The sequence below is a fragment of the Cupriavidus sp. 207A1 genome (assembly GCF_057798955.1).
This window is the reverse complement of the sequence record NZ_JBYOJO010000006.1, coordinates 248432-270417: the sequence shown is the minus strand read 5'-3', so window position 1 is coordinate 270417 and position 21986 is coordinate 248432. Positions and strand designations below refer to the sequence as shown.

Annotated in this window: 23 protein-coding genes; 8 read left to right on the top strand and 15 right to left on the bottom strand. The window is 62.2% G+C overall.

Going from position 1 to position 21986, the window contains the following annotated elements; genetic code table 11:
• Positions 1 to 25 precede the first annotated feature (25 nt).
• From hutU to hutG, 5 genes are read left to right on the top strand one after another with little or no spacing between them, the layout of a single operon-like run.
• Positions 26 to 1726 (top strand): urocanate hydratase, encoded by a 1701-nt coding sequence (gene hutU, locus AC3FMM_RS13620; RefSeq protein WP_414247586.1) that lies wholly within the window; start codon positions 26 to 28, stop codon positions 1724 to 1726.
• Entirely contained in the window at positions 1723 to 2325 is a 603-nt protein-coding gene (locus AC3FMM_RS13615) for a HutD/Ves family protein (protein ID WP_488686829.1), read from the top strand. Before hutU ends, AC3FMM_RS13615 begins: the two co-directional genes overlap by 4 nt.
• Positions 2322 to 3575, top strand: a complete 1254-nt coding sequence (gene hutI / locus AC3FMM_RS13610) for an imidazolonepropionase (protein WP_488686828.1) — start codon at positions 2322 to 2324, stop codon at positions 3573 to 3575. Before AC3FMM_RS13615 ends, hutI begins: the two co-directional genes overlap by 4 nt.
• Complete coding sequence (locus AC3FMM_RS13605) at positions 3572 to 4978, top strand: formimidoylglutamate deiminase (RefSeq protein WP_414247589.1); 1407 nt, start codon at positions 3572 to 3574, stop codon at positions 4976 to 4978. The genes hutI and AC3FMM_RS13605 overlap by 4 nt, the downstream gene beginning before the upstream one ends.
• A gap of 32 nt (positions 4979 to 5010) precedes the next feature.
• On the top strand, positions 5011 to 5823 hold the full coding sequence (gene hutG / locus AC3FMM_RS13600) for an N-formylglutamate deformylase (RefSeq protein WP_115710644.1): 813 nt from the start codon (positions 5011 to 5013) through the stop codon (positions 5821 to 5823).
• A 71-nt stretch (positions 5824 to 5894) separates the two neighbouring features.
• Here hutG and AC3FMM_RS13595 read toward each other — a convergent pair whose 3' ends face one another.
• The 3 genes from AC3FMM_RS13595 to loiP all read right to left on the bottom strand — a co-directional run bounded on the left by AC3FMM_RS13595 (position 5895) and on the right by loiP (position 10459).
• A complete protein-coding gene (locus AC3FMM_RS13595; protein ID WP_115710642.1) occupies positions 5895 to 7520 on the bottom strand; it encodes a bifunctional aspartate transaminase/aspartate 4-decarboxylase in 1626 nt (541 codons plus the stop codon).
• 94 nt (positions 7521 to 7614) lie between these two features.
• Positions 7615 to 9300 carry an aspartate-alanine antiporter gene (gene aspT / locus AC3FMM_RS13590; protein WP_414247590.1) on the bottom strand — a complete coding sequence of 562 codons (1686 nt, stop codon included), beginning with the start codon at positions 9298 to 9300 and terminating at the stop codon, positions 7615 to 7617.
• 415 nt (positions 9301 to 9715) lie between these two features.
• Positions 9716 to 10459, bottom strand: coding sequence for a metalloprotease LoiP (gene loiP, locus AC3FMM_RS13585; RefSeq protein ID WP_115710638.1), 744 nt, complete (start codon positions 10457 to 10459; stop codon positions 9716 to 9718).
• 216 nt (positions 10460 to 10675) lie between these two features.
• Between loiP and AC3FMM_RS13580 the strand changes: the two genes are divergently transcribed.
• The 3 genes from AC3FMM_RS13580 to AC3FMM_RS13570 are packed head-to-tail and all read left to right on the top strand — an operon-like array spanning position 10676 to position 11455.
• Positions 10676 to 11026 carry a type II toxin-antitoxin system RelE/ParE family toxin gene (locus AC3FMM_RS13580; protein WP_116313006.1) on the top strand — a complete coding sequence of 117 codons (351 nt, stop codon included), beginning with the start codon at positions 10676 to 10678 and terminating at the stop codon, positions 11024 to 11026.
• A complete protein-coding gene (locus AC3FMM_RS13575) occupies positions 11007 to 11318 on the top strand; it encodes a helix-turn-helix domain-containing transcriptional regulator (RefSeq protein ID WP_116313297.1) in 312 nt (103 codons plus the stop codon). The genes AC3FMM_RS13580 and AC3FMM_RS13575 overlap by 20 nt, the downstream gene beginning before the upstream one ends.
• A 44-nt stretch (positions 11319 to 11362) precedes the next feature.
• Positions 11363 to 11455 carry a hypothetical protein gene (locus AC3FMM_RS13570; protein ID WP_240987689.1) on the top strand — a complete coding sequence of 31 codons (93 nt, stop codon included), beginning with the start codon at positions 11363 to 11365 and terminating at the stop codon, positions 11453 to 11455.
• 372 nt (positions 11456 to 11827) lie between these two features.
• Here AC3FMM_RS13570 and AC3FMM_RS13565 read toward each other — a convergent pair whose 3' ends face one another.
• The 12 genes from AC3FMM_RS13565 to AC3FMM_RS13510 all read right to left on the bottom strand — a co-directional run bounded on the left by AC3FMM_RS13565 (position 11828) and on the right by AC3FMM_RS13510 (position 21906).
• Positions 11828 to 13267, bottom strand: a complete 1440-nt coding sequence (locus tag AC3FMM_RS13565; protein WP_142096692.1) for a UvrD-helicase domain-containing protein — start codon at positions 13265 to 13267, stop codon at positions 11828 to 11830.
• A complete protein-coding gene (locus AC3FMM_RS13560; protein WP_142096688.1) occupies positions 13260 to 14966 on the bottom strand; it encodes an ATP-dependent nuclease in 1707 nt (568 codons plus the stop codon). The genes AC3FMM_RS13565 and AC3FMM_RS13560 overlap by 8 nt, the downstream gene beginning before the upstream one ends.
• 202 nt (positions 14967 to 15168) lie before the next feature.
• The gene (locus AC3FMM_RS13555) at positions 15169 to 15402 is read right to left on the bottom strand and encodes an antitoxin VbhA family protein (RefSeq protein WP_488686827.1); all 234 of its coding nucleotides are present in this window, start codon (positions 15400 to 15402) and stop codon (positions 15169 to 15171) included.
• Between the two features lie 648 nt (positions 15403 to 16050).
• Positions 16051 to 17079: a TrbL/VirB6 family protein gene (locus tag AC3FMM_RS13550; RefSeq protein WP_488686826.1), complete on the bottom strand. Its 1029-nt coding sequence runs from the start codon at positions 17077 to 17079 to the stop codon at positions 16051 to 16053.
• 47 nt (positions 17080 to 17126) lie between these two features.
• Positions 17127 to 17387 (bottom strand): EexN family lipoprotein, encoded by a 261-nt coding sequence (locus tag AC3FMM_RS13545; protein ID WP_109061302.1) that lies wholly within the window; start codon positions 17385 to 17387, stop codon positions 17127 to 17129.
• Positions 17384 to 17863 carry a hypothetical protein gene (locus AC3FMM_RS13540; RefSeq protein WP_488686824.1) on the bottom strand — a complete coding sequence of 160 codons (480 nt, stop codon included), beginning with the start codon at positions 17861 to 17863 and terminating at the stop codon, positions 17384 to 17386. Before AC3FMM_RS13540 ends, AC3FMM_RS13545 begins: the two co-directional genes overlap by 4 nt.
• Before the next feature lie 14 nt (positions 17864 to 17877).
• Positions 17878 to 18603 (bottom strand): P-type DNA transfer protein VirB5, encoded by a 726-nt coding sequence (gene virB5, locus AC3FMM_RS13535; protein ID WP_488686823.1) that lies wholly within the window; start codon positions 18601 to 18603, stop codon positions 17878 to 17880.
• Between the two features lie 257 nt (positions 18604 to 18860).
• On the bottom strand, positions 18861 to 19118 hold the full coding sequence (locus tag AC3FMM_RS13530) for a hypothetical protein (protein ID WP_223203257.1): 258 nt from the start codon (positions 19116 to 19118) through the stop codon (positions 18861 to 18863).
• A gap of 25 nt (positions 19119 to 19143) precedes the next feature.
• On the bottom strand, positions 19144 to 20139 hold the full coding sequence (locus tag AC3FMM_RS13525; RefSeq protein ID WP_149895551.1) for a relaxase/mobilization nuclease domain-containing protein: 996 nt from the start codon (positions 20137 to 20139) through the stop codon (positions 19144 to 19146).
• Complete coding sequence (locus AC3FMM_RS13520; RefSeq protein ID WP_042997010.1) at positions 20136 to 20675, bottom strand: plasmid mobilization protein; 540 nt, start codon at positions 20673 to 20675, stop codon at positions 20136 to 20138. The genes AC3FMM_RS13525 and AC3FMM_RS13520 overlap by 4 nt, the downstream gene beginning before the upstream one ends.
• Positions 20672 to 21682, bottom strand: coding sequence for a hypothetical protein (locus tag AC3FMM_RS13515; RefSeq protein ID WP_488686822.1), 1011 nt, complete (start codon positions 21680 to 21682; stop codon positions 20672 to 20674). Before AC3FMM_RS13515 ends, AC3FMM_RS13520 begins: the two co-directional genes overlap by 4 nt.
• Positions 21679 to 21906, bottom strand: a complete 228-nt coding sequence (locus tag AC3FMM_RS13510) for a plasmid-related protein (RefSeq protein WP_261312076.1) — start codon at positions 21904 to 21906, stop codon at positions 21679 to 21681. Before AC3FMM_RS13510 ends, AC3FMM_RS13515 begins: the two co-directional genes overlap by 4 nt.
• Positions 21907 to 21986: the final 80 nt, after the last annotated feature.

Here is a 21986-nt window from a genome sequence, read left to right as displayed (position 1 = left end):
CGCCATCCCATAAGGAGAACAACACATGAACGCTCCCGAATCCCAATCCCTGCAACGCGGCCAGCGCGAGATCCGCGCGCCGCGAGGCACCCAGCTGCACTGCAAGAACTGGCTGATCGAAGCCGCCTACCGCATGATCCAGAATAACCTCGATCCTGACGTAGCCGAGCGCCCGCAGGACCTGGTGGTGTACGGCGGCATCGGCAAGGCCGCGCGCAACTGGGAATGCTTCGACGCGATCCTGGACAGCCTGCGCCGGCTAGGTGAAGACGAATCACTGCTGGTGCAGTCGGGCAAGCCGGTCGGCGTGTTCCGCACGCATCCCGACGCGCCGCGCGTGCTGATCGCCAACTCCAACCTGGTGCCGCACTGGGCTACGTGGGACAAGTTCAATGAACTGGACCGCGCCGGCCTGATGATGTACGGCCAGATGACCGCGGGCTCGTGGATCTACATCGGCACCCAGGGCATCGTGCAGGGCACGTACGAGACCTTTGTCGAAGCGGGCCGCCAGCACTACGACGGCGACCTGTCGGGCAAGTGGATCCTGACTGCGGGCCTCGGCGGCATGGGCGGCGCGCAGCCGCTGGCGGGCGTGCTCGCGGGTGCGTGCGTGCTGGCGATCGAATGCCAGGAATCGCGCATCGACTTCCGCATTCGCACGCGCTACCTCGACAAGAAGGCCACCACGCTCGACGAAGCACTGGCGATGATCGCCGAGGCCACGGCAAAGAAGGAGGCGATCTCGGTCGGCCTGCTCGGCAACGCCGCCGACATCGTGCCGGAGCTGGCAAAGCGCGCGCAGGGCGGCGGCATGCGCCCGCATATCGTCACCGACCAGACCTCCGCGCACGACCTGGTCAACGGCTACCTGCCGCAAGGCTGGACCGTCGCGCAGTGGGAGCATGCGCGCCAGCACGATCCCAAGTCGGTGGAAGCCGCCGCGCGTCCGTCGATCGTCAAGCACGTGCAGGCCATGCTCGACTTCCAGAGGATGGGCGTGCCGACGGTCGACTACGGCAACAACATCCGCCAGGTAGCGTTCGACGAAGGCGTGCAGAACGCCTTCGATTTTCCCGGTTTCGTGCCGGCCTATATCCGCCCGCTGTTCTGCCGCGGCAAAGGGCCGTTCCGCTGGGTCGCGCTGTCGGGCGATCCCGAGGATATCTACAAGACCGACGCCAAGATGAAGGAACTGTTCCCCGAGGACAAAGCCCTGCATCGCTGGCTCGACATGGCGCACGACCGCATCGCCTTCCAGGGCCTGCCGGCGCGGATCTGCTGGGTGGGTCTGGACGAGCGCCATCGCGCCGGCCTGGCCTTCAACGAGATGGTGAAGTCGGGCGAACTGAAGGCACCGGTGGTGATCGGGCGCGACCACCTCGACTGCGGCTCGGTGGCGTCGCCGAACCGCGAGACCGAGGCGATGCGCGACGGTTCCGACGCTGTATCCGACTGGCCGCTGCTGAACGCACTGCTGAACACCGCCGGCGGCGCCACCTGGGTCAGCCTGCACCACGGTGGTGGCGTCGGCATGGGCTTCTCGCAGCATTCCGGCGTGGTGATCGTGTGCGACGGCACCGACGCGGCGGCAAAGCGCATCGAGCGCGTGCTGTGGAACGATCCGGCCACCGGCGTGATGCGCCATGCGGATGCGGGCTATGACCTTGCCATCGCCTGCGCGCACGAGAAGGGCCTGGACCTGCCGATGGTGAAGGGCGTATGAGCCCGGCGCTGATTGAATCCTTCGCGCTGGCCGAGATCGCGCCCACGCGCTGGAAGAATGGCGGCGGCAACACGCGCGAGATCGCGGTGTGGCCGCCGGGTGCGGGCATGGATGACTTTGTCTGGCGCCTGAGCGTGGCCGATATCGAAAGCGATGGACCGTTCTCGGCGTTCCCAGGCATCGACCGCCAGATCGTGCTGCTCGACGGCGCGGGCGTGACGCTGCGCGCGGACGACGGCAGCTTCAGCCATCGTCTGGCCGGCGTCGGCGAGCCGTTCGCGTTTTCCGGCGATACCAGCTTGCAGGCGACGCTGCTCGAGGGCGCCACGCGCGACTTCAACGTGATGACGCGGCGCGGACACTGCCGTGCGCGCGTCGAAGCGTTCCGCGCAGGATTTGCGGTCAGCACCGGCAGCCACACGCTGTGCTTGCTGGCCGTCAACGGTGCCTGGCAGGCGAAGGACGGCGCCACGCTGCTGCAAGCGGGCGACGGCCTGCTGGCTGGAGCGGCCGCGGCCGCATCGAGCCTTGCGTTTGAACCCGCCGGTGACGCGGCGATGTGCCTGTGCGTCACCCTGGAAATGGAGCCCGCTCAATGACGCTGACCTATGCATCCGCCGCGCCTAGCGCGGACGGTGTCTGGCACAACTGCCACCTGCTGCCCGACGCCGATCCCGCGCAGGCGATCCGCGATGCCGCGCTGGTGGTCGAGCACGGACGCATCGCCTGGCTTGGCGCGGCAGCGGATTTGCCCGAGGCGTGGTGCGGCGCGCCGCGGCATGATGCCGAGGGAGCCTGGATCACGCCTGGCCTCGTCGATTGCCACACGCACCTGGTCTACGGCGGCCAGCGCGCCGACGAATTCGCCATGCGCCTGGCCGGCGCCGGCTATGAAGAGATCGCGCGCGCCGGCGGCGGCATCGTCTCGACGGTGCGCGCCACGCGCGCCGCCGACGAAGACACGCTGTTCGCGCAGGCCGCGGCGCGCCTGCAGCCGCTGCTGGCCGAGGGCGTCACCGCCATCGAGATCAAGTCCGGCTATGGCCTGAACCTGGAATCCGAACGCAAGCAGTTGCGCGTGGCGCGCCGGCTGGGCGACCATTTCGGCATCTCGGTCTACACCACCTTCCTCGGCGCGCATGCGCTGCCGCCGGAATACGCGGACCGTGCCGACGACTATATCGAGCTGGTCTGCAACACAATGCTGCCGGCGCTGGCCGAAGAGGGCCTGGTCGATGCCGTCGATGCCTTCTGCGAGTCGATCGGTTTCTCGATCGCGCAGACCGAACGCGTGTTCGACGCCGCCGCGCGCCATGGCCTGCGCGTCAAGCTGCATGCGGAGCAACTCAGCAACCTGGGCGGCGCCGCGCTGGCGGCACGCCATCGCGCGCTCTCGGCCGACCATCTCGAGCATCTGGACGAGGCGGGCGTGGCCGCGATGGCCGAAGCCGGCACGGTGGCGGTGCTGCTGCCGGGCGCCTACTACTTCCTGCGCGACACCAACCTGCCGCCGATCGCGCTGCTGCGCCAGTACGGCGTGCCGATGGCGATCTCGACCGACCACAACCCGGGCACCTCGCCGGTGACTTCGCTGCTGCTGATGATGAATATGGCCTGCACGCTGTTCCGGCTGACGGTGCCGGAGGCGCTCGCCGGCGTGACCGCGCACGCGGCGCAAGCGCTGGGCGCCACCGATCGCCATGGGCGGCTGGCAGCGGGCCGGGCTGCCGATTTCGCGCTGTGGCGCATCGATTCGCCCGCCGAACTGGCGTACTGGTTCGGCCGCAATCCGGTCGCGACGGTGGTGCGCCAGGGTCGGGTCCATGCCTGCGCGGGAGCCACGGCATGAGCGGCACGCAACTGTTCGCGCCGTTTGCGCTGCTGCCGGACGGCTGGGCCCGCGACGTGCTGCTGGCCTGGGACGAGCACGGCCGCTTCACCGCCGTGCAGGCGGGGGCGGCGCCAGCGGCCGGCGTGCCGCGTGCGGCGGGCCCGGTGTTGCCGGGCATGCCCAACCTGCATTCGCATGCGTTCCAGCGCGGCTTTGCCGGCCTGACGGAATTCCGCAGCCGCCCGCAGGGCGACGATCCGGCCGGCGCCGATTCGTTCTGGAGCTGGCGCACGCTGATGTACCGCTTCGCGCAGCGGCTCTCGCCCGACACGCTGGAAGCCATCGCCACCCAGCTCTATATCGAGATGCTGCGCGCGGGCTATACCAGCGTGTGCGAGTTCCACTACGTGCATCACGACGAAGGCGGCAGGCCCTATGCCGATGCCGCCGAGATGTCGCTGCGGCTGCTGCGCGCGGCGCAGCGCGCCGGCATCGGCATGACGCTGCTGCCGGTGCTGTACCAGAACGCGGGCTTTGGCGGCAAGCCGCCGCTGGAAGGACAGCGGCGCTTTCTGCACGACACCGATGCAATGCTGAGGCTGCTGGAACGGCTGCGCCCCGCGTGCGCGCAATCCGGCGCGCGCCTCGGACTGGCACCGCACTCGCTGCGCGCGGTGCCGGAGGCAAGCCTGCTGCATGCGCTGGCGGGCCTGCGCGCGATCGACGCGCAAGCGCCGGTGCACATCCATATCGCCGAGCAGCAGAAAGAGGTCGACGACTGCATCGCGTGGTCGGGCACGCGCCCGGTGACGTGGCTGTTCGACCATGTCGACGTCGATGCGCGCTGGTGCCTGGTGCACGCCACCCATATGGACTGGGACGAGCGCCGGCGCCTGGCGCACAGCGGCGCGGTGGCCGGCATCTGCCCGACCACCGAGGCCAACCTGGGCGACGGCGTGTTCGAGGCAGCGCCCTACCTGGCGCAGCAGGGCGCATGGGGCATCGGCTCGGACAGCCATGCCAGCGTCAGCGTGGCGGAGGAGCTGCGGCTGTTCGAATACGGCCAGCGGCTCGGCCTGCAGCGGCGCAACGTGCTGGCATCCGACACGCACGCGCAGGTGGCCGACCGCCTGTACCTGGAAGCGGTGGCCGGCGGCGCACGTGCAGCGGGCCGCGCGGTGGCCGGACTGGCAGCGGGCCAGCAGGCCGACTTCGTCGTGCTGGACGGCGCGCATCCGACCCTGGCGGGGCTCGACGGGCCGCAGGCACTGGCCACGCATGTGTTCGCCTGCCACGGCCATGAGACACTAGCGGAAGTCCGCACTGCCGGCCGCAGCCGCGTGCAGCATGGCGCGCATCCGCTGCAGGCGGAGGCCGGGCGCCTGTTTATCGCGGCGCGCGCCAGCCTGCTGGCCGACTGAAACCGGGCACACGCCCACTGCATCGAACCACCATGTCCTTTTCCACCGATACCCCCGCCTTCACCCTGCACCGGGGCACGCGCCCGCTGCTGGTTTCGATGCCGCATGTCGGCACGCACCTGCCCGCATCGGTCTCGCAGCGCCTGAGCGCCGAGGCCCGCACCGTGCCCGACACCGACTGGCACCTGGAGCGCCTGTACGACTTCGCCCGCGAACTGGGCGCGTCGGTGCTGGCGGCCACGCACTCGCGCTACGTGGTCGACCTGAACCGGCCGCCCGACAACGCCAACCTGTATCCCGGCCAGGACACCACCGGCCTGTGCCCGGTCGATACCTTCGACAAGACGCCGCTCTATGCCGACGGCAACGGTCCCGACGACGCCGAGATCGCCGCGCGCCGCGATGCGATCTGGCGCCCGTACCACCAGGCACTGGCCGAGGAGCTGGCGCGGCTCAAGGCTGCGCATGGCACCGTCGCGCTGTGGGATGCGCATTCGATCCGTTCGGTGCTGCCGCGCTTCTTCGACGGCAAGCTGCCCGACTTCAACCTCGGCACCGCCAACGGCGACAGCTGCGACGCCGCGCTCGCCGGCCAACTGCTGGAACAGGCCAGCGCGGTACCGGGCCATACCGCGGTGCTCAACGGCCGCTTCAAGGGTGGCTATATCACGCGGCAATACGGCAAGCCGGCCGAGGGCGTGCACGCGGTGCAGCTGGAGCTGTCGCAGTGCGCCTACATGAGCGAGGTGTATCCGTTCGCCTATGACGAGGCGCGTGCCACGGCGCTGCAGCCGGCGCTGCGCGGCATGCTGGCGACGGTGCTGGAATTTGTTGAATCGCGGTGAAGCTGGCGGGGTGCCGCTGACAGCAAAAGAAAAAGCCCGGCAGTGCCGGGCGTAAACACGTCAACGAAGGCTTATTTCTTCACGACATTCTTGTCGGCCTTGCTCCCCGTCGCCGCGTTGTACTTCTCGACATAGGCCTCGAACAGCTTGCGGATCGAGCGCCCGATCTTGGCGTAGTCGGCTTCGTTCAGGTTGGCCAATGACACCCGCCCTGACGGGTGGCGCGTGCCGAAGCCGCGACCCGGCAGCAGCACCACGCCGGCTTCGTCGGCCAGCTGGAACAGCAGCTCGTTCGGCTCGACCGAGTTCATGATCCACTTGACGAAGTCTGGCCCGATCGCCTTGCCGCCCAGCTGCTCGATATCCAGCAGGGTGTAGTAGTCGACCGCGTTCGGATCATCGCTTTCCGGCGCGATGCCGATCTCGCGATACAGCGACGCCTTGCGGCTGCGGATCAGCCGCTTCATCGCGTTCTTGTAGTTGTCCGGCGTGTCCATCAGCGAGAACAGCGAGAACAGCACCATCTGCACCTGCTGCGGCGTGGACAGGCCGGCAGTATGGTTCAGCGCCACGGTGCGGCTGTCGGCCACCAGGCGGTCGATGAACCTGAGCTGCTCCGGCTCGGTGGTGATCGAGCTGTAGCGCTGGTTCAGTTCCCGCCGATCCGCGTCCGGCAGCTTGCCGATCTGCAGGTCGAAGATATTGTCGCGATGCGTGGCGATCACGCCCAGGCGCCAGCCGGTAGCGCCGAAGTACTTCGAGAACGAGTACACCAGGATGGTGTTCTTCGGGCACATCGCGAACAGCGACACAAAGTTGTCGGCAAAGGTGCCGTAGACATCGTCGGTCAGGATGATCAGGTCGGGGCGCTCTTCGATGATCGAGGCCAGGTATTCGAGGCTCTCGTCGCTCATGCGCACCGACGGCGGGTTGCTCGGGTTGACCAGGAAGAAGGCCTTGACCTTGGGGTCGCGCAGCTTGTCGAGCTCCTTTTTCGAATACTGCCAGCGCGAGTCGGGATCGGCGTCGATCGACAGCTCTTCCAGCTGGTAGTCGTTCAGCTCGGGGATCTCGATATACGGCGTGAAGATCGGCATGCCCAGCGCAATGGTGTCGCCGGGCTTGAGCAGGCGGTTCTCGCGGATGGAGTTGAACAGGTAGGTCATGGCCGCGGTGCCGCCCTCGACCGCGAACAGGTCGAACTCGCCGATGAACGGATGGTCGCCGATCATCTCCTTGCGGATGTACTGGCCGACGATCTTCTCCGACAGCTTGAGCATGCGGTCCGGCACCGGATAGTTGCAGGCGAGGATGCCTTCGCACATTTCGTAGAGGAAATCGCTCGCGCTCAGCCCCAGCTGGTCGCGCACGTACGACACCGCGCCGGCCAGGAACTTCACGCCCGGAGTATCGGCGAACTCTCGCGCAAACAGATCGAAGCGCTCCTCGATACCTTCGCGGCGCGGAAAGCCGCCGACGCCCTCCGGCATGTACGAGAACGAGCGCTCCGATTCGCGCATCGCGAACAGGCCGAGTTGCCAGAAGCCGTGGCGCGGCACCGTCGCCAGGAAATTGGGGTTGCCGCGGCCGGCGTTCAGCATGAGACGCTCGGCGTCACTGCTGGCCAGCTTGATCAGTTCATCCTTCAGTTCGAACGGCGAGAGGCTGGACAGCTTGGAGATATCGAACTTGCTCATGGCTTGCTCCTGTGTAGACGCTTGTTGTTGGGTTGGCGGGCCGGCACCGGCGGCACGGGCCCGCGCAGCAGCGGAGAGGGCAAAGGGAAACGCGCTAGACCAGGCCCACCACCAGCGGGCCCAGCAGCGTCAGCAGCACGTTGGCGAGCGCGTAGGTGATGGCGAACGGCACCGTCGGCACCGGGCTTTCGGCCTTGTCGAGGATGCCGCCGAAGGCCGGGTTGGCGCTGCGCGAGCCCGACAGCGCGCCGGCCAGCAGCGCGGCGTTGTCGTACTTCAGCACGTAGCGGCCGAACAGCATGGTCAGGAACAGCGGCAGCAGCGTCACCACCGCGCCCAGGAGGAAGATGGTCAGGCCGCTCTGGCGCAGCGTGGTCACTGCCTGCAGGCCGGAATTGATGCCGACGATGGCGACGAACGCGGCCAGCCCGAAATCCTTCAGCAACTGGCACGCGGCGGTCGGCATGGCGCCGAACATCTTGTGCTTGGACCGTGCCCAGCCGAACACCAGCCCCGACAGCAGCGCGCCGCCGCCCGCGCCCAGGGTCAGCGGGATCGAGCCGACGCGCCAGACCAGCAGGCCGATCAGCAGGCCCACCAGCACGCCGGCGCCGAAGTAGACGAAGTCCGTCTTCTCGCTGGGCACCAGCTCGTAGCCGGCCATCCCCGCCGCGCGCTTGGTATCGGCGGGGGTGCCATACAGCGTCAGGATGTCGCCATGCTGCAGCTTCAACTCGGGCAGCAGGGGCAGCGGGTGATCATAGCGCTCGATGCGCTCGATATAGACGCCATGGCGCATGTCGCGCCCGACCATGTCGACGATCTCGGCGACGGTCTTGTTGTTCATGCCCTTGGCGGTGAACACGACGTTGCGCGATTGCATCACCGCGCCCATGCCATCGGCATCGGCCACTTCCTCGCCGATCTGCGCGGCGGCCGGCACGATGGCATCGCGGCGGCCGACCAGCAGCACCAGGTCGTCGTGCTGCAGCACCAGGTCCTGCGTGACGTCGAGCTGCTTGCCGGCGCGCTGCACCTTTTCCACGGTGACGAGGTCCTCGCCGCTCATCTCGAGCTGCGCGACGGTCTGTCCGGATGCGTCATTCACGCGATACAGCCGGCCGACCAGCCGGGGCAGCGCGCCGCGCTGGCCCGGACCGTACTGGGGCAGGCCACCGTTGAGCTTGGCCTCGACCTTCTTGGCATCCGTCTTCAGGTCCGCCTTCATGAAGCGCGGCAGGATGTTGACGCAGACGATGATCGCGCCGAGCGAGCCGAACACATAGGTCACCGCATAGCCGATCGCGACGTTGGCCTGCAGGGTCTTGACCTGGTCGGGCGGCAGGCCAAGCTTGGTGATGGCATCGCCCGCGGTGCCGATGATCGCCGACTGCGTCATGCCGCCGGCGGCGAGGCCCGCGGCCAGGCCCTTGTCGAGATGGAACAGCTTGGCCAGCACCACCACCGTGACCAGGCCGCACACCGCCATGAACACCGCCATGGCGATCTCGCGCAGCGAGCTGCGGTTCAGCGAGTTGAAGAACTGCGGGCCGCTTTCATAGCCCACCGCGTAGATGAAGACCGCGAACATCACCGCCTTGACGCCGTTGTCGATCTCGACGCCGACCTGGCTGATCACCACCGCGGCCAGCAGCGAGCCGGCGACACCGCCCAGCTGGAAACGCCCGAACGTGATCTTGCCGATCGCGTAGCCAACCGCCAGCGACAGGAACAGCGCGGATTCGGGCGACTTCTGGAAAATCACGTGCAACCAGTCCATCGAGGGCTCCTGAACGAGTGAGGCAGGTTGGGCGAGTTGTGGCATCCGGGTGTGGGGGCGCTTGGGCTCGGCCTCGCAGGCGGCGCGCGCGCAGGTGCCGCGGTGCGTGGCGCGGCATACCGGCCCGGGCGAGGGCGAGCGTGGCGACGCTGGCCGTTTGCGGTGTCGGCACGCAGGCAGCGCGTGCGACGGCATGGCCGTGTCGAGCAGCGAAAGGATTATCTCTGCCGCCCCGGGGTCGGCGTAGTGAAAGCTTTTGTCGGCGAATTAAACGCGGTCAACAATGCGCGCGCGGGGTTGCGCGCCTCGCGGTAGCGGGCTCGATGGCAGCGCGCCAGGGCACGGCGCGCACCCGCCGCAGGGAGGGTGCCGCCTCACCCGGATGGGTGCGGCGGCAGCGAGGAATGCGCCGCGCTCAGCGCCCGCCGGCCAGGCGTGCTTCGATATGCTTGGCGCGCTCGAGCGAACCGGGGTGAGAACTCAGCATGCTCGATTGCCCGCCATCGAGTTGCGACATCTTGCGGAACGCCGATGCCAGCGCCTGGCGGTTGGCGCCGTTCTTCGTCAGCAGGTCGAAGGAGTAATCGTCGGCCGCGGTTTCCTGGCGCTGCGAGAACTGCGCATTGACGAACTGCTCGGCCAGCGCGCCGATCTGCGACGACGACAGCGCCGTAAGCGAAGCGATGCCGGTCGACCCCAGCAAGCCGCGCGCCGCGGCCGCGGTGTAGGCCACCTGCATCGCCGCCTTGGTGTGGCCCAGCGCCACATGGCCGATCTCATGGCCGACCACGCCACGCACCTCGTCGTCGCTGAGCAGGTCCATCAGGCCGCTGTAGACACGCACGCAGCCGTTGGCCATGGCCCAGGCATTGATGTCCTTGGTCACGTAGACCTTGGCGTCGAGCGGCAGCCCGGTATTGCCCAGGCCGCTCATCACGGTGGCCAGCCGACGCGCGTACGTACTGTTCGCCGCCGCGATGGTGTTCTTCTTGTCCATCTCGGCGCAGGACTGGTCCGACAGTGTCTTCACGTTGCTGTCCGACAGCGTGGCCGCGGTGAACAGGCTGCCGCCGGCCTGGGTCAGGCTTTCCATGTTGGCGCCGGCACAGCCGGCCAGCAGCGTGGCGCAGGCGAGGGCGGATAGGGTCAGTCGGCTCATGGTCGCTCCGGGGTTGATGGGAGGGCAATGCCATAGGATAGGAAGCCACGCCCCGGGGCACCAGTGGGCGCTGTCCGACACACCTTGAAACGTCGGTCGGAAGGCATTGCAGGTATAAGCGATGTGACCGAACCGGCTGGTGAGAGGGCGAATTTCCAAAGCGGGCCTCAGCAGTGTCGAGTCGGTGGCTTGATCTTTATTCGTTTATAGACGAAAATGAATCTCTACCGGATCGAGCACTACGTGACGCCGGGCGAGCATCAGGATCTCTACCTGGACTGGCTTCGGCGGCTGCGCGACAGCCAGGCCAAGGTGGCGGTGATTCGCCGGGTGGCCCGGGTCGAGCTGGGAAATTTCGGCGATCACAAGTTCTGCCGTGACGGCGTGTGGGAGCTGCGCATCGACGTCGGGCCGGGCTATCGGGTTTATTACTCCGTGTCCGGTCATCGCGTGGTGCTGCTCCTGTGTGGTGGCGACAAGCGGACGCAGGACGCGGATATCGGCCGAGCGGTGGGCTGTTGGCAGGACTGGCAACGGAGATCGGATGATGAGAAGCAGGCCCCATGACGAGGCGATGGCCGAGCTGTACCACAGCGATCCGGCTCTGGCGCTGGAGGTCATCAATGGCATCTTGGCCGATGGTGACCAGGCAGAGTTGCTGGTCGTGCTGCGCCAGATGGCGCAGGCCTTTGGCGGTGTTCAGGCCGTGGCCGAGCGGGCGCACCTGAATCCTACCCAGCTCTATCGCACGCTGTCGCCAAAGGGCAATCCGGCGCTCAGCAGCCTGTCGGCCATTCTCGAGGCGATGGGAATGCGGCTGGCGGTGCGGCCATTGAACACATCTGCTCACGCGACCTGAAGACTGCCACGACGGTACGCCTCGATGACGATGTTCTCGAGGCGTTGAAGGCAAGCGGACCGCGCTGGCAAACGCGGCTCAATGTCCTGGTGCGCGACTGGCTGAAGACGCACAAGCTAGAGGAAACCGAGGTCTGAGCCCGGGCAGGAGCCGGCCTGAGGTGGACGGCTTTTTGGCTGCGAGCTTTGGCAGGGAAGGAATCTGGTGCCCGGGGTCGGACTCGAACCGACACGCCTTGCGGCGGGGGATTTTGAGTCGGCGATTTACAGTGTTTCTACAGGGAAGTAGGGCGAATTCTAGCGTAGATTGAAATAGGTAAAAACAGTTTCAAATCAGTAGGTTAGCGTATTTTATCCGAATTGGTGAAAACTGGTCACTGTACCTACACTGTACCGAAATTTCGGTACAGTGTAGGTGCCGGAATGCCAGGATAGATGACTGCACTCGACTGGAAAGCGGAAGTTCGATCAGGAAAGCCCAATGGCGTACAAACAGGACTTAAACGTCCGCTACTTCGCAGGCAATTCGTGTTTGGAGCCAATGATCGTCAATGACTTGGACCCGCGGGTCATTGCAACGTACAGATCCTGGGCGTCTAGTGTGTCAGCGTCAAGGATGACCGCATGGTCGTATTCCAACCCCTTGACCAGCAGGGTTGTGCCGATGAGCTTGCGGTGGCTGATCGGTCGCCCCGTGTGCCTCATGTCTCGTTGGTACAAATTCGCGGCCTCCGTCAATGTCGCCGCTCCCCCGTCAATGTGAATTTTCAAGACATTGAGGAAGCGATACAGCAGGTCGCGTCGGTAGGCTGATGTATCGGGGTTCGCTTTCAGCGCCAAGAAGAAAGCTCTAAGGTGCGCACTTGTCGGTTCTTTGATGTAAGTATTCGCAGCATGCAGAACCAAGGGATATTTGGTCCCTTTGCTCTGCTTTGCGACCTCGCCTCTCTTGGTGCCGGCCGTCAAGATCTTGCCCACTCCGATGAAGCACTTCTTGGAAAAATCCAAAGCAAGAAGGAAGCCTTGCTGGGTCGTCTTGGCGGAAACCAGTTTCTTGATGAACGAGTGAAGATCCTTACCTTCAACTTCTTCAATGGAAGAAAACCGTCCGCCCATGGTTCTTGCCAAGAGATGGGTCTTGTTCTTGGACTGTTGGTCGCCGCAATGAAGGGCAATCACACTCTCCTGATGGCCCAACAATTCCATCAGTGAGGAGTACTGCTTTGACGCCAAGAATTCCGGGGGGGTGTGAACACGTTTCACACATGGAGGGAGGCCGTTTGAAATATCGATCTTCTTCCCCTGCATTAGTGTCTCCCTCGCCTTCTTGAGCCAAGCTCCAAGGTTCGGATCGCCAGTCGTTTTCCAGCGCCACGGCGTCTCTAGCTGACCAAGGCAAGTGAAGGTCGGATAGACACTTACCGTCCAATCAACGGGCTTGCCTTCGTCACCACCAAAGTCAAAGATGGCCTGCATAGGATCGCCCAGGATTCGGCACGGCATGAACTCAGCGAACGAACAGATTAGAGAATGCTGCAGATCGGAGCAGTCCTGGTACTCGTCCACGTAGATGCCGGCATAGCTGGCTGCAACAACGCGACGAATGAACTGCTTCCCAAGCAGCTCTGAACAGCGCTCGTAGAGCTTGTTCCATTGCTTACCTGTGGGGTGCTCTGCCTTCCACCCCGAAGTCTTAGGGTAGGCGAGACAGAGCCGAAGTGACCAGCTCGCAATCGTGTCAATCTGGTACTTCGAAGCGGGCACACCAAGATTGTTCATCTTGGTCTTGATGGAGTTCACACCCGCAAAGGTATGAGTCAAGACGAGCTGCCGTTTGGTAGCAGCTTTCACCGCCATGGCGATAAGGTGCGTCTTTCCATAGCCGGCCGGCGCTATCACATACCCCTTGGTAGTGAAGTCGTTGAGCTTGAGAGCCAGGTCTTCAGACACGCTCTGCCCAAGCCCAAAGCTGGGCGAGCTTCGCGGCTATGTCCTTCTTTGAGAAATCTGCGTCATCGAATGCAGGGCTGATGGCCTGCACCCACAAATCGCCACGGGTAATGTCCTTAAACCAGTCGCTGCTTTTTGCCGCATTTCCGATAGCAAGCCTCAGCTCAGGGCTGTCTCCCCACTTGATAACGTCTTCATCAAGTGGCTTCTTATACCAAGAGCGCACGTTGTCGTAGACAGACAGACTAGGAACAGTTTGGGCGAGTTGCACACTCGCAATCACGCTGATCCACGGCAAGTCCCGAAACGCTCTTTGCTCTAATGAGAGCTTGTCGGTCCATACGTAGACCGAAATACCCTTGTCTCTCAACTCAGCCTCATGAGCAGGAGAAAACTGTTTCTCTGCATCCCCGTCAGCTACAACGCAGACGTCATAACCGAGCAGCTTGAATGCCTCTGCCAGAGCTTTGATCTTGCTCGCCCCACCTGCATTTAGCAAGGACACGCCGTGATAGGAGAATGGATCATTCCCCTTGGCTACCTGGTAGTCGTCATAGCCCCTCATGAACCCGACCTCGGTAGCCCCCTCACAGACGATGACCTTCTTCGACAAGAACGCCTCGGCACTAGAGCGAATTCTGCCTTGCGCCTCGTGAGCGGCCAACCCTTCGCAGTAAGCGGGAGTGACCCGCACGATACCTGCCTTGCTGTGAACGATGTATAGGTCATTGACCGTCAGTTCCCGCAGGACTGTGGGCGAGTGCGTGGTGAGGAAGTATTGGCCTTTCTTGTCTTCTCGCACGTGTTTGATGAGCCGAGTTATTCGGTGCGGTTCCAAGCCGAACTCCACCTCGTCAAACAAGGTGATGTGCCCTTCTTCCAGGCCCATCTTCTGAATGCCACACAGCAGCATTCGCCGTGATCCCAGACCTAGCTGACGAAGAGGAATGTCACCGTCGTGGAGGGCCAGCCCCCCAACCTTCAGGTTGATAGAAGCTAGATCGAGATGAGCCTTGTAAGCTTCCGACACCGGCACACCCAACAGCTTCGCGATGTCTTGAGACTTCTCAGCCGCCGCATCGAAGTTCTTGAGGGTGACAGGTCGGTTTGCATCCAAAGAGGCTCTGGCTGTGCGAGAGGCCGTTGCCAGCAACTCGTTCAGACTCTGGGCCTCAGTGAGCTTCGCCAGCGCCGTGCCTGTAGCCCACGAAAACTGTTTCTCGCTGTAGGCACCAATGAGGCCGACACTGACCTTGTTCCTATCGCCCTGCTTGAACTGAACGCCGTCAGGGTGACGATCACAGACAACCATCCACTTGGGCTCAAGATCTTTGTCGACTGTCAGCCGCACGGTCAGGACACTCTCCAGGTGATCTTCAGGCTCGTCGGTGAGCTTGAGAGCTGTGGAATCCCAGCCACGGAGGTACTGACCGTATTTGTCCAAGGCGCAGAAGGCTTCGGTTAAAGCTCCAATGGTGATTTCTATGACGATAGAGTTGGCTACCGTGCACAGGTAGAAATCGGCGTCGCTTAGGGTCAGATTCCACTGAGGATAGAAGGCATACCTGATGGCTTCGATGATGGTGGATTTAGAAGAATCCCCTTTGCCAATTAGGCAGAAGATGTCGGCGTTGGGAAGGCTCCAGTCAAGCTCTTTCACGCCCCGAAAGTTCTTGATCTTTATTTTTCTGATTTTCACCGCGCCGAGTCCTTCAAATCTGTATTTATGAAAATGGGCGATTTCATTGATTACTTGACTGTCTCAATTTGGCTTACGGCAGACGGTCTTGAGTCAGCGTTTTTACAAAATTTCTGCCACATCTAAACACTGGAGTGCACATGTAATGCAAATCCCGGCGACAGCCTATCCTGCACTAGTCCCCAAATCCTAAATTTCTTCGTCATGACGAAGACTTTGCGAGCGTTAACGCGTCAGCGCGCGGCTGCACAAACTCTTGCAGGCTGATCTGACCATCGATGAAACGCTGGGCGTGGGCCTCATCTGCTTCACTGAGCCAGAGACCTTCCAGGCCGACGGACGCTCGCGCGTAGTTAACAGCCGATTCGCGTCGGCCGCGTTCGGTATCTGATATGGTTTTGTGGGGCCGCAACCCGCATTTACCTTCGCCAGCCATGGTGTCTCCTTGCTGTAGGTAACTCGATTTTACAAGAGGTACGCGTATTTTGGCTTAGGTACACGCAACCTCATGGGTGGTGCGCTGAAATTGTCTTGTTTTACCTGCTATGGATCGCCTGTATTAGCCTGCATCGTAGTTTCCAAAGAGGCTTTGCCTCTCTGGACTCTCCACCCTCGCCGGCGGGAGCCTCGGGGGCAGGGGTTACGGGCCTCTGGCCCGGAACTCCTGTCCCCGGGGCATAGCGTGGCGCGCTCCTGCCGCGTCAAGGGGCCGTGTCCTCGCCCTGCGGGGCTGCGGGCCGCACCAACCCCTTGACCCGCCATCCGCTTGAGAGCACCGCTCCTGACGTTGTTTGGCTGGAAGAGGGGGTCAAGGGCGGGACCGGAAGCCGCAGCCCGAAGCGGAGCGTAGGGAACGGGTGAGGATACCGGGCGTAGCCTTTACCCTTGACCCATGTGGAGGCCGTGCAGCCTGTGGCAAGGGGTAGGAACAAGGCGAAGCCGCCGGGCCTGCCCCCGCAGTCAGTCCGGCAAGATCGGACGCGGGATGCAACCGAAGAGGTTGCCCAAGCGAAGCGCGGAGTTTTGCCGCTAGGAATGAAAGGGCCTCGCCGAAAGCGAGGCCAATGCAGGGGCAGATGGCAGGCTATTCGCCTTTGACTGAGCCGCCTGTAGCCGGCCCCCAGTTCTTGCCCATGTTCTGCAAGACGTGTTGCCGGTACGCTGGGTTCCACATTGTGTTGCCTGCTGCGAGATGATTGAGCCGGCCCCCGGTGACCATCATGCCGCTTTGCATGTCGCGGCGAGTTGTTTGACGGTTGAGAACTTGAGTTACGGGGGATGCGGCGGCCTGGCTGACTTGCCTAAGCGTGATACCCGCCGAGGACACGCCTCCGGCCAGGTGCGATGCTGCCTCATATGCGCGTTGCAGCAAGAACAGGGTGACGCCCGTGACGATCAGGATTTCAAGCATTGTGGCAATAGGATGGTCAGTGGTGACGGCCAAAACTTTGGCCGTAAGTGCACTGAAAAACTTCATGCCCATGCCGAGAACCGTTGTCACCAAGGCGATTTGCATGATGTAGGTCATCACTTGGCCAAACCAGCTATCAAACCATTTCGCGGTGACGGGGAACATCAGCATGGCGACGAAGAACGGCCCGATGCCAAGCATGAGGGTGAGCATGATTTTGGCAACGATCACCATTGCCCCCGCCGGAATGGCAATGATGAGCGTGGCGGCGTAGATGATTAGGGCGTTTAGTAGGTCCCAAAACACCATGCCAATCTCATACCAGCGCCGTTTTCCCATCTTGTCGAGCATATCGCCGCCGATCTGGAAGCCATCGGACACCGCCTTATCGAGCACCTGATAAACCGAGGTTGCGGACGTACTGCTGCCGGATGCCGAGAAGGCGTCAGCGACGCCCGTCTCCAGGCCGCGCAATGCCTCGACAACCCATGACAGGTACGTAGGGGCGCTCATTGCCAAACCGCCAATGACGATGAACTTCCCGCAAGTCTTCATGAAGTTTGAGGCAGGGGCTTCGACATATCCGAAGATGATGGCGAATCCCATCATCACGAGTGTGAGCGTGCCACCGTAGATGAAGATGTCAGTGAACATGGAAATGACATTGCCCGACGTCACCTGAACAAATGCGTTCAGCGTCATGTCGATGCTCTCGCCCATCCATTCAAAGATATTAGATTCAATAGCCACTATTTGCCCCCTTCGAGCACATTGATTGGCTCATGCTTTGTGTATCCGCGCTTCTCAACCGTCAGATGGTTCTGGGCGGTGATGGCATTTATGCAGTTCGGTGATGCGTCCGACTCGCCAGGGTTATTCCGGCACTTGGAAACCATCGCAGTGCGCTCGGCATCGTGCGCTTTGTACCAATCCACGGTTTGGACCGGCTCGGTCTGGTCGCAGCCCGCGAGTGTTGCTGCGACGAAAAGGGTGAGAACGAGCTTTTTCATTTCCGCATCTCCTGTGCGTTGATTTCGATGGTTCGGCCGCCGGTGTATCGGCTCTCGTGCTGCTGCAATACGCCGAGTGCGTGAGCCAGCTCGGCCGCGTCGATGATGCGTAGCGCCGCAACTGTGCGAAGTGCGCTTTCACGCGTGCCAGCCCAATTGCCTACGATTCGCCCGCTAGAGTTGCGCAGGACGAACGCGCAACCACCGAGGCAGGACAGTGAAATCAATGCCGCCATCCATGAAGACGTCGGACTCGACTGGCCGGGCAGGACAACCCCGGACCAATCTAGCGCCGCGATCACGAAGGGGAGGATGGCGAAGGCTGCGCCCAGAATGTCACCTTGAACAAGCGAAGGCGCGCGGCGGCCGACCTCGCGCGTGAAACCAAGGCGGTCTATGCATTGCCACCACCGGCGCATGAACATCAGTGTGAAAAAGCAAATTGTCAAAACAGGGATGTGAATGTAGGAAATCATGGGCTTGTCTCTTCTTATTTATCCAGCAGATTGAAAGGCTGATGCTTCGTGTATTCACGATTCGCCAGCACCTTCGCGTTGATTTCACGCTGGCGCTGTTCCTGCAACCGGTCTTCCGCTGCCGCGACCATCTGGTACATCTGTAGCTTGGTCTGCTCGTTCTGAATCATGGCCTGCTCGGCCGCGATGCGGCCTTGCAGTTCAGCAATGTCTTTCGGGTCCTGTGTCTGATTGATCTGCCTCATCAACTGGTCGATTTGGCTGAGGCGGTTTTTCGCCGCGTCGTAGGCGTCGAGCGCAAAGGCTTTGTCTTGCGCGCCCTTGACGGCCTGCGCTTCGCAGTTGGTGCGCTGCTCGTTCGAGGCGAAGCCGGTGCAGGCGTCATACACCTTGTTGTTGTCGTAGATGGCTTCAGCGCGCCCGCTCAGGCCGGCATAGCCGCCTGATTTCACGCTGTCATAGACGTCTTGCCAGTCTTGCGGCAGGTAGTCACGCAGCTGCGGGTTGTTGAACAGTTCGCCCATGCCGCGCGCGCCAGTGACCGCAGCGTATTGCTGCTTCATCTGGTCGATCTGGCTGACCATCTGGTCGTACTGCATCTTCCACTTCGCCATCGTTTCGATCTGGTTTTCCACGCTCTTGGCGATGGAAGCGCCATCTGTCACGGGGATTTGTGCGAAGGCGGCCGACGACGCGGCAATGCCGACGGCCAGAATGCAAGAGGCTGATAGTTTCTTCATGTTCGCCACTCCTGAGAGGTTGAGGGCGAACGTAGGACCGTGCTGTCCGGTCTGTCGGTCTGTTCAGGGACCGCGCCCAGTACGACAAAGCGTTCTTGGGGCGACTAAGCGGCCGATCTGCTCTCGGCGGTCGGAACCCTTCTTTTCGGGTCGGCGCCCGGTACGCTAGGCGTCCTTGGGGCGGTGCAACGTTCGTTGTGGTTAAAGGTACAACCGAAGTTGATTGTACTTACGGTTAATGCAAAGTAGTTTCCCGATTACGGCCACCACATGCGACGGTCAATGATGATGCGGTCCGACAGGTACGAGATGTTCGCCAGTTCCGCCAGGGCCATTTCTACTGTTCGGAACCGGTACGGTCGGCCTTTGTCGTCCATGACGGGGTGCTCTGTAGTGCCGTCCTGCACGGCCAAGGCAAAGCCCTTCCAGTAGTGTGCATACAGAATGACCTGCACATCACCGGTGCGCGCTGGATCATCGCAGTAGTCTTGCAACGCGTCATAGCGTAAAGCCATCTTATGGTCCTTCTTCCGCAATCAATCAACGGCTCAGGTCGCCTTTGCCTGAGTGGTTGATCCTCTCTAGTTGCTGGGCGTCCTTGGTCACCTCTGTGCTGCTCTGGCTACGCTGTGGGACCTGTAGCGCCCTGTCCTGCGAGGGATCAAGGAACCGGACAATTTCCAGGGCAAGCGATTTGTCCTCGATGTCACCAGTGGCCAAGGCTTTCGCAATGTGCCCGTAGCCATTCCTGATGGCACGTGAAACGCCGGAAAGCCCGCGTTGTTCCCGCTCGGCCGCTTTGGTGCTCTTGCCCCGCTTGGCGGCATGCCGCGTCGCCTGCTTGACCGTAGTGTGCGTGTTAGATCGTGCCCTACGCGGTGTGGCATTGGCCTCGATGCCATTTTCACGCAGTGCCTCGGCGAAGCGCTCCCGCCAACGTTGCAGGTCCGCTTTTCGTGGGTTGAGCCGGCTGCCGTCGAGACCCAGCGCCTTAACGCAAAGGTGGCCGTGGGGATGGGCTTCATCATCATGGATGGCGAAGACATACGCGTGGTTGGCGCCGAATTCCGTTTTCGCGAATGCACGGATAGCGTCATTGACTGCGCGTCGGTCGGTGCCGGGCGGCATGGACAGCACGATATTGAACGTTTCGCGGCGCGAGCCGTTATCAGGCAACCCGTACTGGCCGCTTTTCCATTCGTCGCGCACGTCCTGCACTGCCTCACGGCCAAGGATGATTTCACCGTCTTCGTTCTCCAACGCTACCAGGCCGTTGCGCGATATGTAGTCGAGATGTGCTTTCACCTGCGCGATGCCTTTGCCGCCGCCGGAGATCTTCACCATGACTTCGGGCGCTTTGCGAGTGGTCAGCATCAACTTGTCACGGACCCGAGCGCTGCCGGTCAGCAGCAGAGGCGTAGAGGGTGGCGAAGTGCGTGATCGCGTCACCGTGCGCTTTACGCCTTGGCTGGTGACGGGCTTGGTATAGATGCGTTCGCCCCAGTCCTTCAAAATTCCGTCAATGACCAGACTCATTCCAGCCTCCAGCGGTCAATGTTGGCGCGCATGATGTCTGCCACCCGCGCGGTGTGGGTTTTGATATGACGGGTCAGTGTGTCGATACGCTCAGCGGTCACCACCGTCTCCAGCGCGCGTCCCGCGTTCATATGCCGGGCGATCTGGTTCAGGTTGCGGCCGATGGCAAGCAGCCTCGAATTCGATTCGCCCAGCGTTCGCAGCTCCGTCATGCCGAACTGCGGTTCGCCGCTGAGATTGGCCCGTATCAGGTGGATGACCCAGCGATTGGCGGACATGCCCTGCTGCAAGGCCAGTGCTTCGATACGGGCATATTCCGTCTCAGTCAGGCGGAGTTCCAAGCGGCGACGCGAAGTATCGGGCTGCTCATGTGTTGATGGAGTGGGCGACGTGTCCGTTGCCGAACCGTTGAGAAGGCGGACAATGATCTGCCGCAGGCCGTCGCTGGGCGTGCTGCCTTGTCGAAGACAAAGTGCCTGCCAGCGCCGCTTCAGATCACCATCCAGACGGATGCTGAGTGTGGTCTTGCGCGTCATTTCGGCATCCTCGTATGCAGCTCCAGTTGGGCTTTGATTTCTTGAAGCCGGGCTTGAGATTCGGCTTTGCTGAGTGGTGCTGATTCCGAAGCACGCGACATATCTTGGGTCGCTGCCAGGCGTTCCCTTCTGGTTGCTATCGGGATGCCAGCAGACGGCACGAATCCCCCGGTGCGGTGGCGTTCAAGGATTCCTTTGAAATAGGCGACCTTCGTCTTTCTGATGGTTCCGGGTGTCTTGATGGCCCCGTCCAGTTCGTCAAGCAATGCTTGCGCATCAACTGATTGGACGTCGGTAAGCAAGTTTTGGATCGACAGTTTCTCAGCGGGGACCAGCGCGGTAGGGTACTGAAGATCGTCGTCGGTTCTCGTTGTAGTAGTAGGGTTATAGATAGGGTTAGTGTTAGTAGTAGTGTTACCCGGCCCCCTGCCCATACCCTGGAGATAGGCTGTCGCTGGGGTATGCCCGTTGCTAATCGATTGATTTCTATGGATGTCTTTTGCTTCGGCCGGAATGGACGTCTGGCCGTCGTCGGGGCCTGCATAGGGTGTCGATAGCCTATATGGACCGTATCTGAGGGCTTTGGCTACCGTATTGCGCAGCGGATCCTCGGTAGGCAGTCGATCGATAAAGTCATTCACGTAAGCGTCACGCCAGCCTTGGGGCAGTCCCGCTATTTGCTCGAGTGTCTTTTTCCTAAGGGTCGTTGCCACTGCCATCTTGGCGGAGTTGTGGTCCCACCAATCTTTGATCCAGATGTAATTCGCCTGCGGGTCAAAATCCAAGATGCCAGCATCGATGAGACGACGCATCACTGGCATTAGTTGTGAATCAGGGTCCCAGCCCATTTCTGAGGCTGCAACGCGAATGACGATTTCATAGGCGCCGATGACATTGCTGAATGGCGAGGTCAGGAAATAGAACAGCGCATAGCGGTCTTCGACCGTGCAGCCTGACAGGCGATTTGAGCGCCATATCTGGTCGTTGATGGTTCTTTGCCGACTCATGCGCGCGGCCCTCGCGTAGCGACCTCTGCGGGCGTGAGGTCATCGTCTGCCGGCTGTTCCAGATTCAGGGCTTCCGTGACTTGCAACGTCCGAAAATAAACACGGCGGCCGACCCGCAGCATGGCTGGTTTCAGCTTGCGCGAAAAATCGGTATCGGTATAAAGCGCCACGCGGACGCCGTCGGGAGATCGGCCTAGCAAGGTGGCGACGTCAACGATGCTCATCAACGGCCCAAACCGTCCCAACAAATATTCTCCAGTAGTCATTCATATGCCTCACAAGTTCACCGTAGGTAATGCCAGTC

What these genes read in the sequence shown, in the direction of transcription:
- loiP (WP_115710638.1), bottom strand. Translation starts at nt 10,459, where the DNA reads ATGAGCCGACTGACCCTATCCGCCCTCGCCTGCGCCACGCTGCTGGCC.
- AC3FMM_RS13520 (WP_042997010.1), bottom strand. Translation starts at nt 20,675, where the DNA reads ATGACGCGCAAGACCACACTCAGCATCCGTCTGGATGGTGATCTGAAG.
- hutU (WP_414247586.1), top strand. Translation starts at nt 26, where the DNA reads ATGAACGCTCCCGAATCCCAATCCCTGCAACGCGGCCAGCGCGAGATC.
- AC3FMM_RS13510 (WP_261312076.1), bottom strand. Translation starts at nt 21,906, where the DNA reads ATGAGCATCGTTGACGTCGCCACCTTGCTAGGCCGATCTCCCGACGGC.
- AC3FMM_RS13555 (WP_488686827.1), bottom strand. Translation starts at nt 15,402, where the DNA reads ATGGCTGGCGAAGGTAAATGCGGGTTGCGGCCCCACAAAACCATATCA.
- AC3FMM_RS13515 (WP_488686822.1), bottom strand. Translation starts at nt 21,682, where the DNA reads ATGAGTCGGCAAAGAACCATCAACGACCAGATATGGCGCTCAAATCGC.
- AC3FMM_RS13615 (WP_488686829.1), top strand. Translation starts at nt 1,723, where the DNA reads ATGAGCCCGGCGCTGATTGAATCCTTCGCGCTGGCCGAGATCGCGCCC.
- aspT (WP_414247590.1), bottom strand. Translation starts at nt 9,300, where the DNA reads ATGGACTGGTTGCACGTGATTTTCCAGAAGTCGCCCGAATCCGCGCTG.
- hutG (WP_115710644.1), top strand. Translation starts at nt 5,011, where the DNA reads ATGTCCTTTTCCACCGATACCCCCGCCTTCACCCTGCACCGGGGCACG.
- AC3FMM_RS13605 (WP_414247589.1), top strand. Translation starts at nt 3,572, where the DNA reads ATGAGCGGCACGCAACTGTTCGCGCCGTTTGCGCTGCTGCCGGACGGC.
- AC3FMM_RS13540 (WP_488686824.1), bottom strand. Translation starts at nt 17,863, where the DNA reads ATGATTTCCTACATTCACATCCCTGTTTTGACAATTTGCTTTTTCACA.
- AC3FMM_RS13525 (WP_149895551.1), bottom strand. Translation starts at nt 20,139, where the DNA reads ATGAGTCTGGTCATTGACGGAATTTTGAAGGACTGGGGCGAACGCATC.
- virB5 (WP_488686823.1), bottom strand. Translation starts at nt 18,603, where the DNA reads ATGAAGAAACTATCAGCCTCTTGCATTCTGGCCGTCGGCATTGCCGCG.
- AC3FMM_RS13595 (WP_115710642.1), bottom strand. Translation starts at nt 7,520, where the DNA reads ATGAGCAAGTTCGATATCTCCAAGCTGTCCAGCCTCTCGCCGTTCGAA.
- AC3FMM_RS13530 (WP_223203257.1), bottom strand. Translation starts at nt 19,118, where the DNA reads ATGGCTTTACGCTATGACGCGTTGCAAGACTACTGCGATGATCCAGCG.
- AC3FMM_RS13575 (WP_116313297.1), top strand. Translation starts at nt 11,007, where the DNA reads ATGAGAAGCAGGCCCCATGACGAGGCGATGGCCGAGCTGTACCACAGC.
- AC3FMM_RS13580 (WP_116313006.1), top strand. Translation starts at nt 10,676, where the DNA reads ATGAATCTCTACCGGATCGAGCACTACGTGACGCCGGGCGAGCATCAG.
- hutI (WP_488686828.1), top strand. Translation starts at nt 2,322, where the DNA reads ATGACGCTGACCTATGCATCCGCCGCGCCTAGCGCGGACGGTGTCTGG.
- AC3FMM_RS13550 (WP_488686826.1), bottom strand. Translation starts at nt 17,079, where the DNA reads ATGACGCTGAACGCATTTGTTCAGGTGACGTCGGGCAATGTCATTTCC.
- AC3FMM_RS13545 (WP_109061302.1), bottom strand. Translation starts at nt 17,387, where the DNA reads ATGAAAAAGCTCGTTCTCACCCTTTTCGTCGCAGCAACACTCGCGGGC.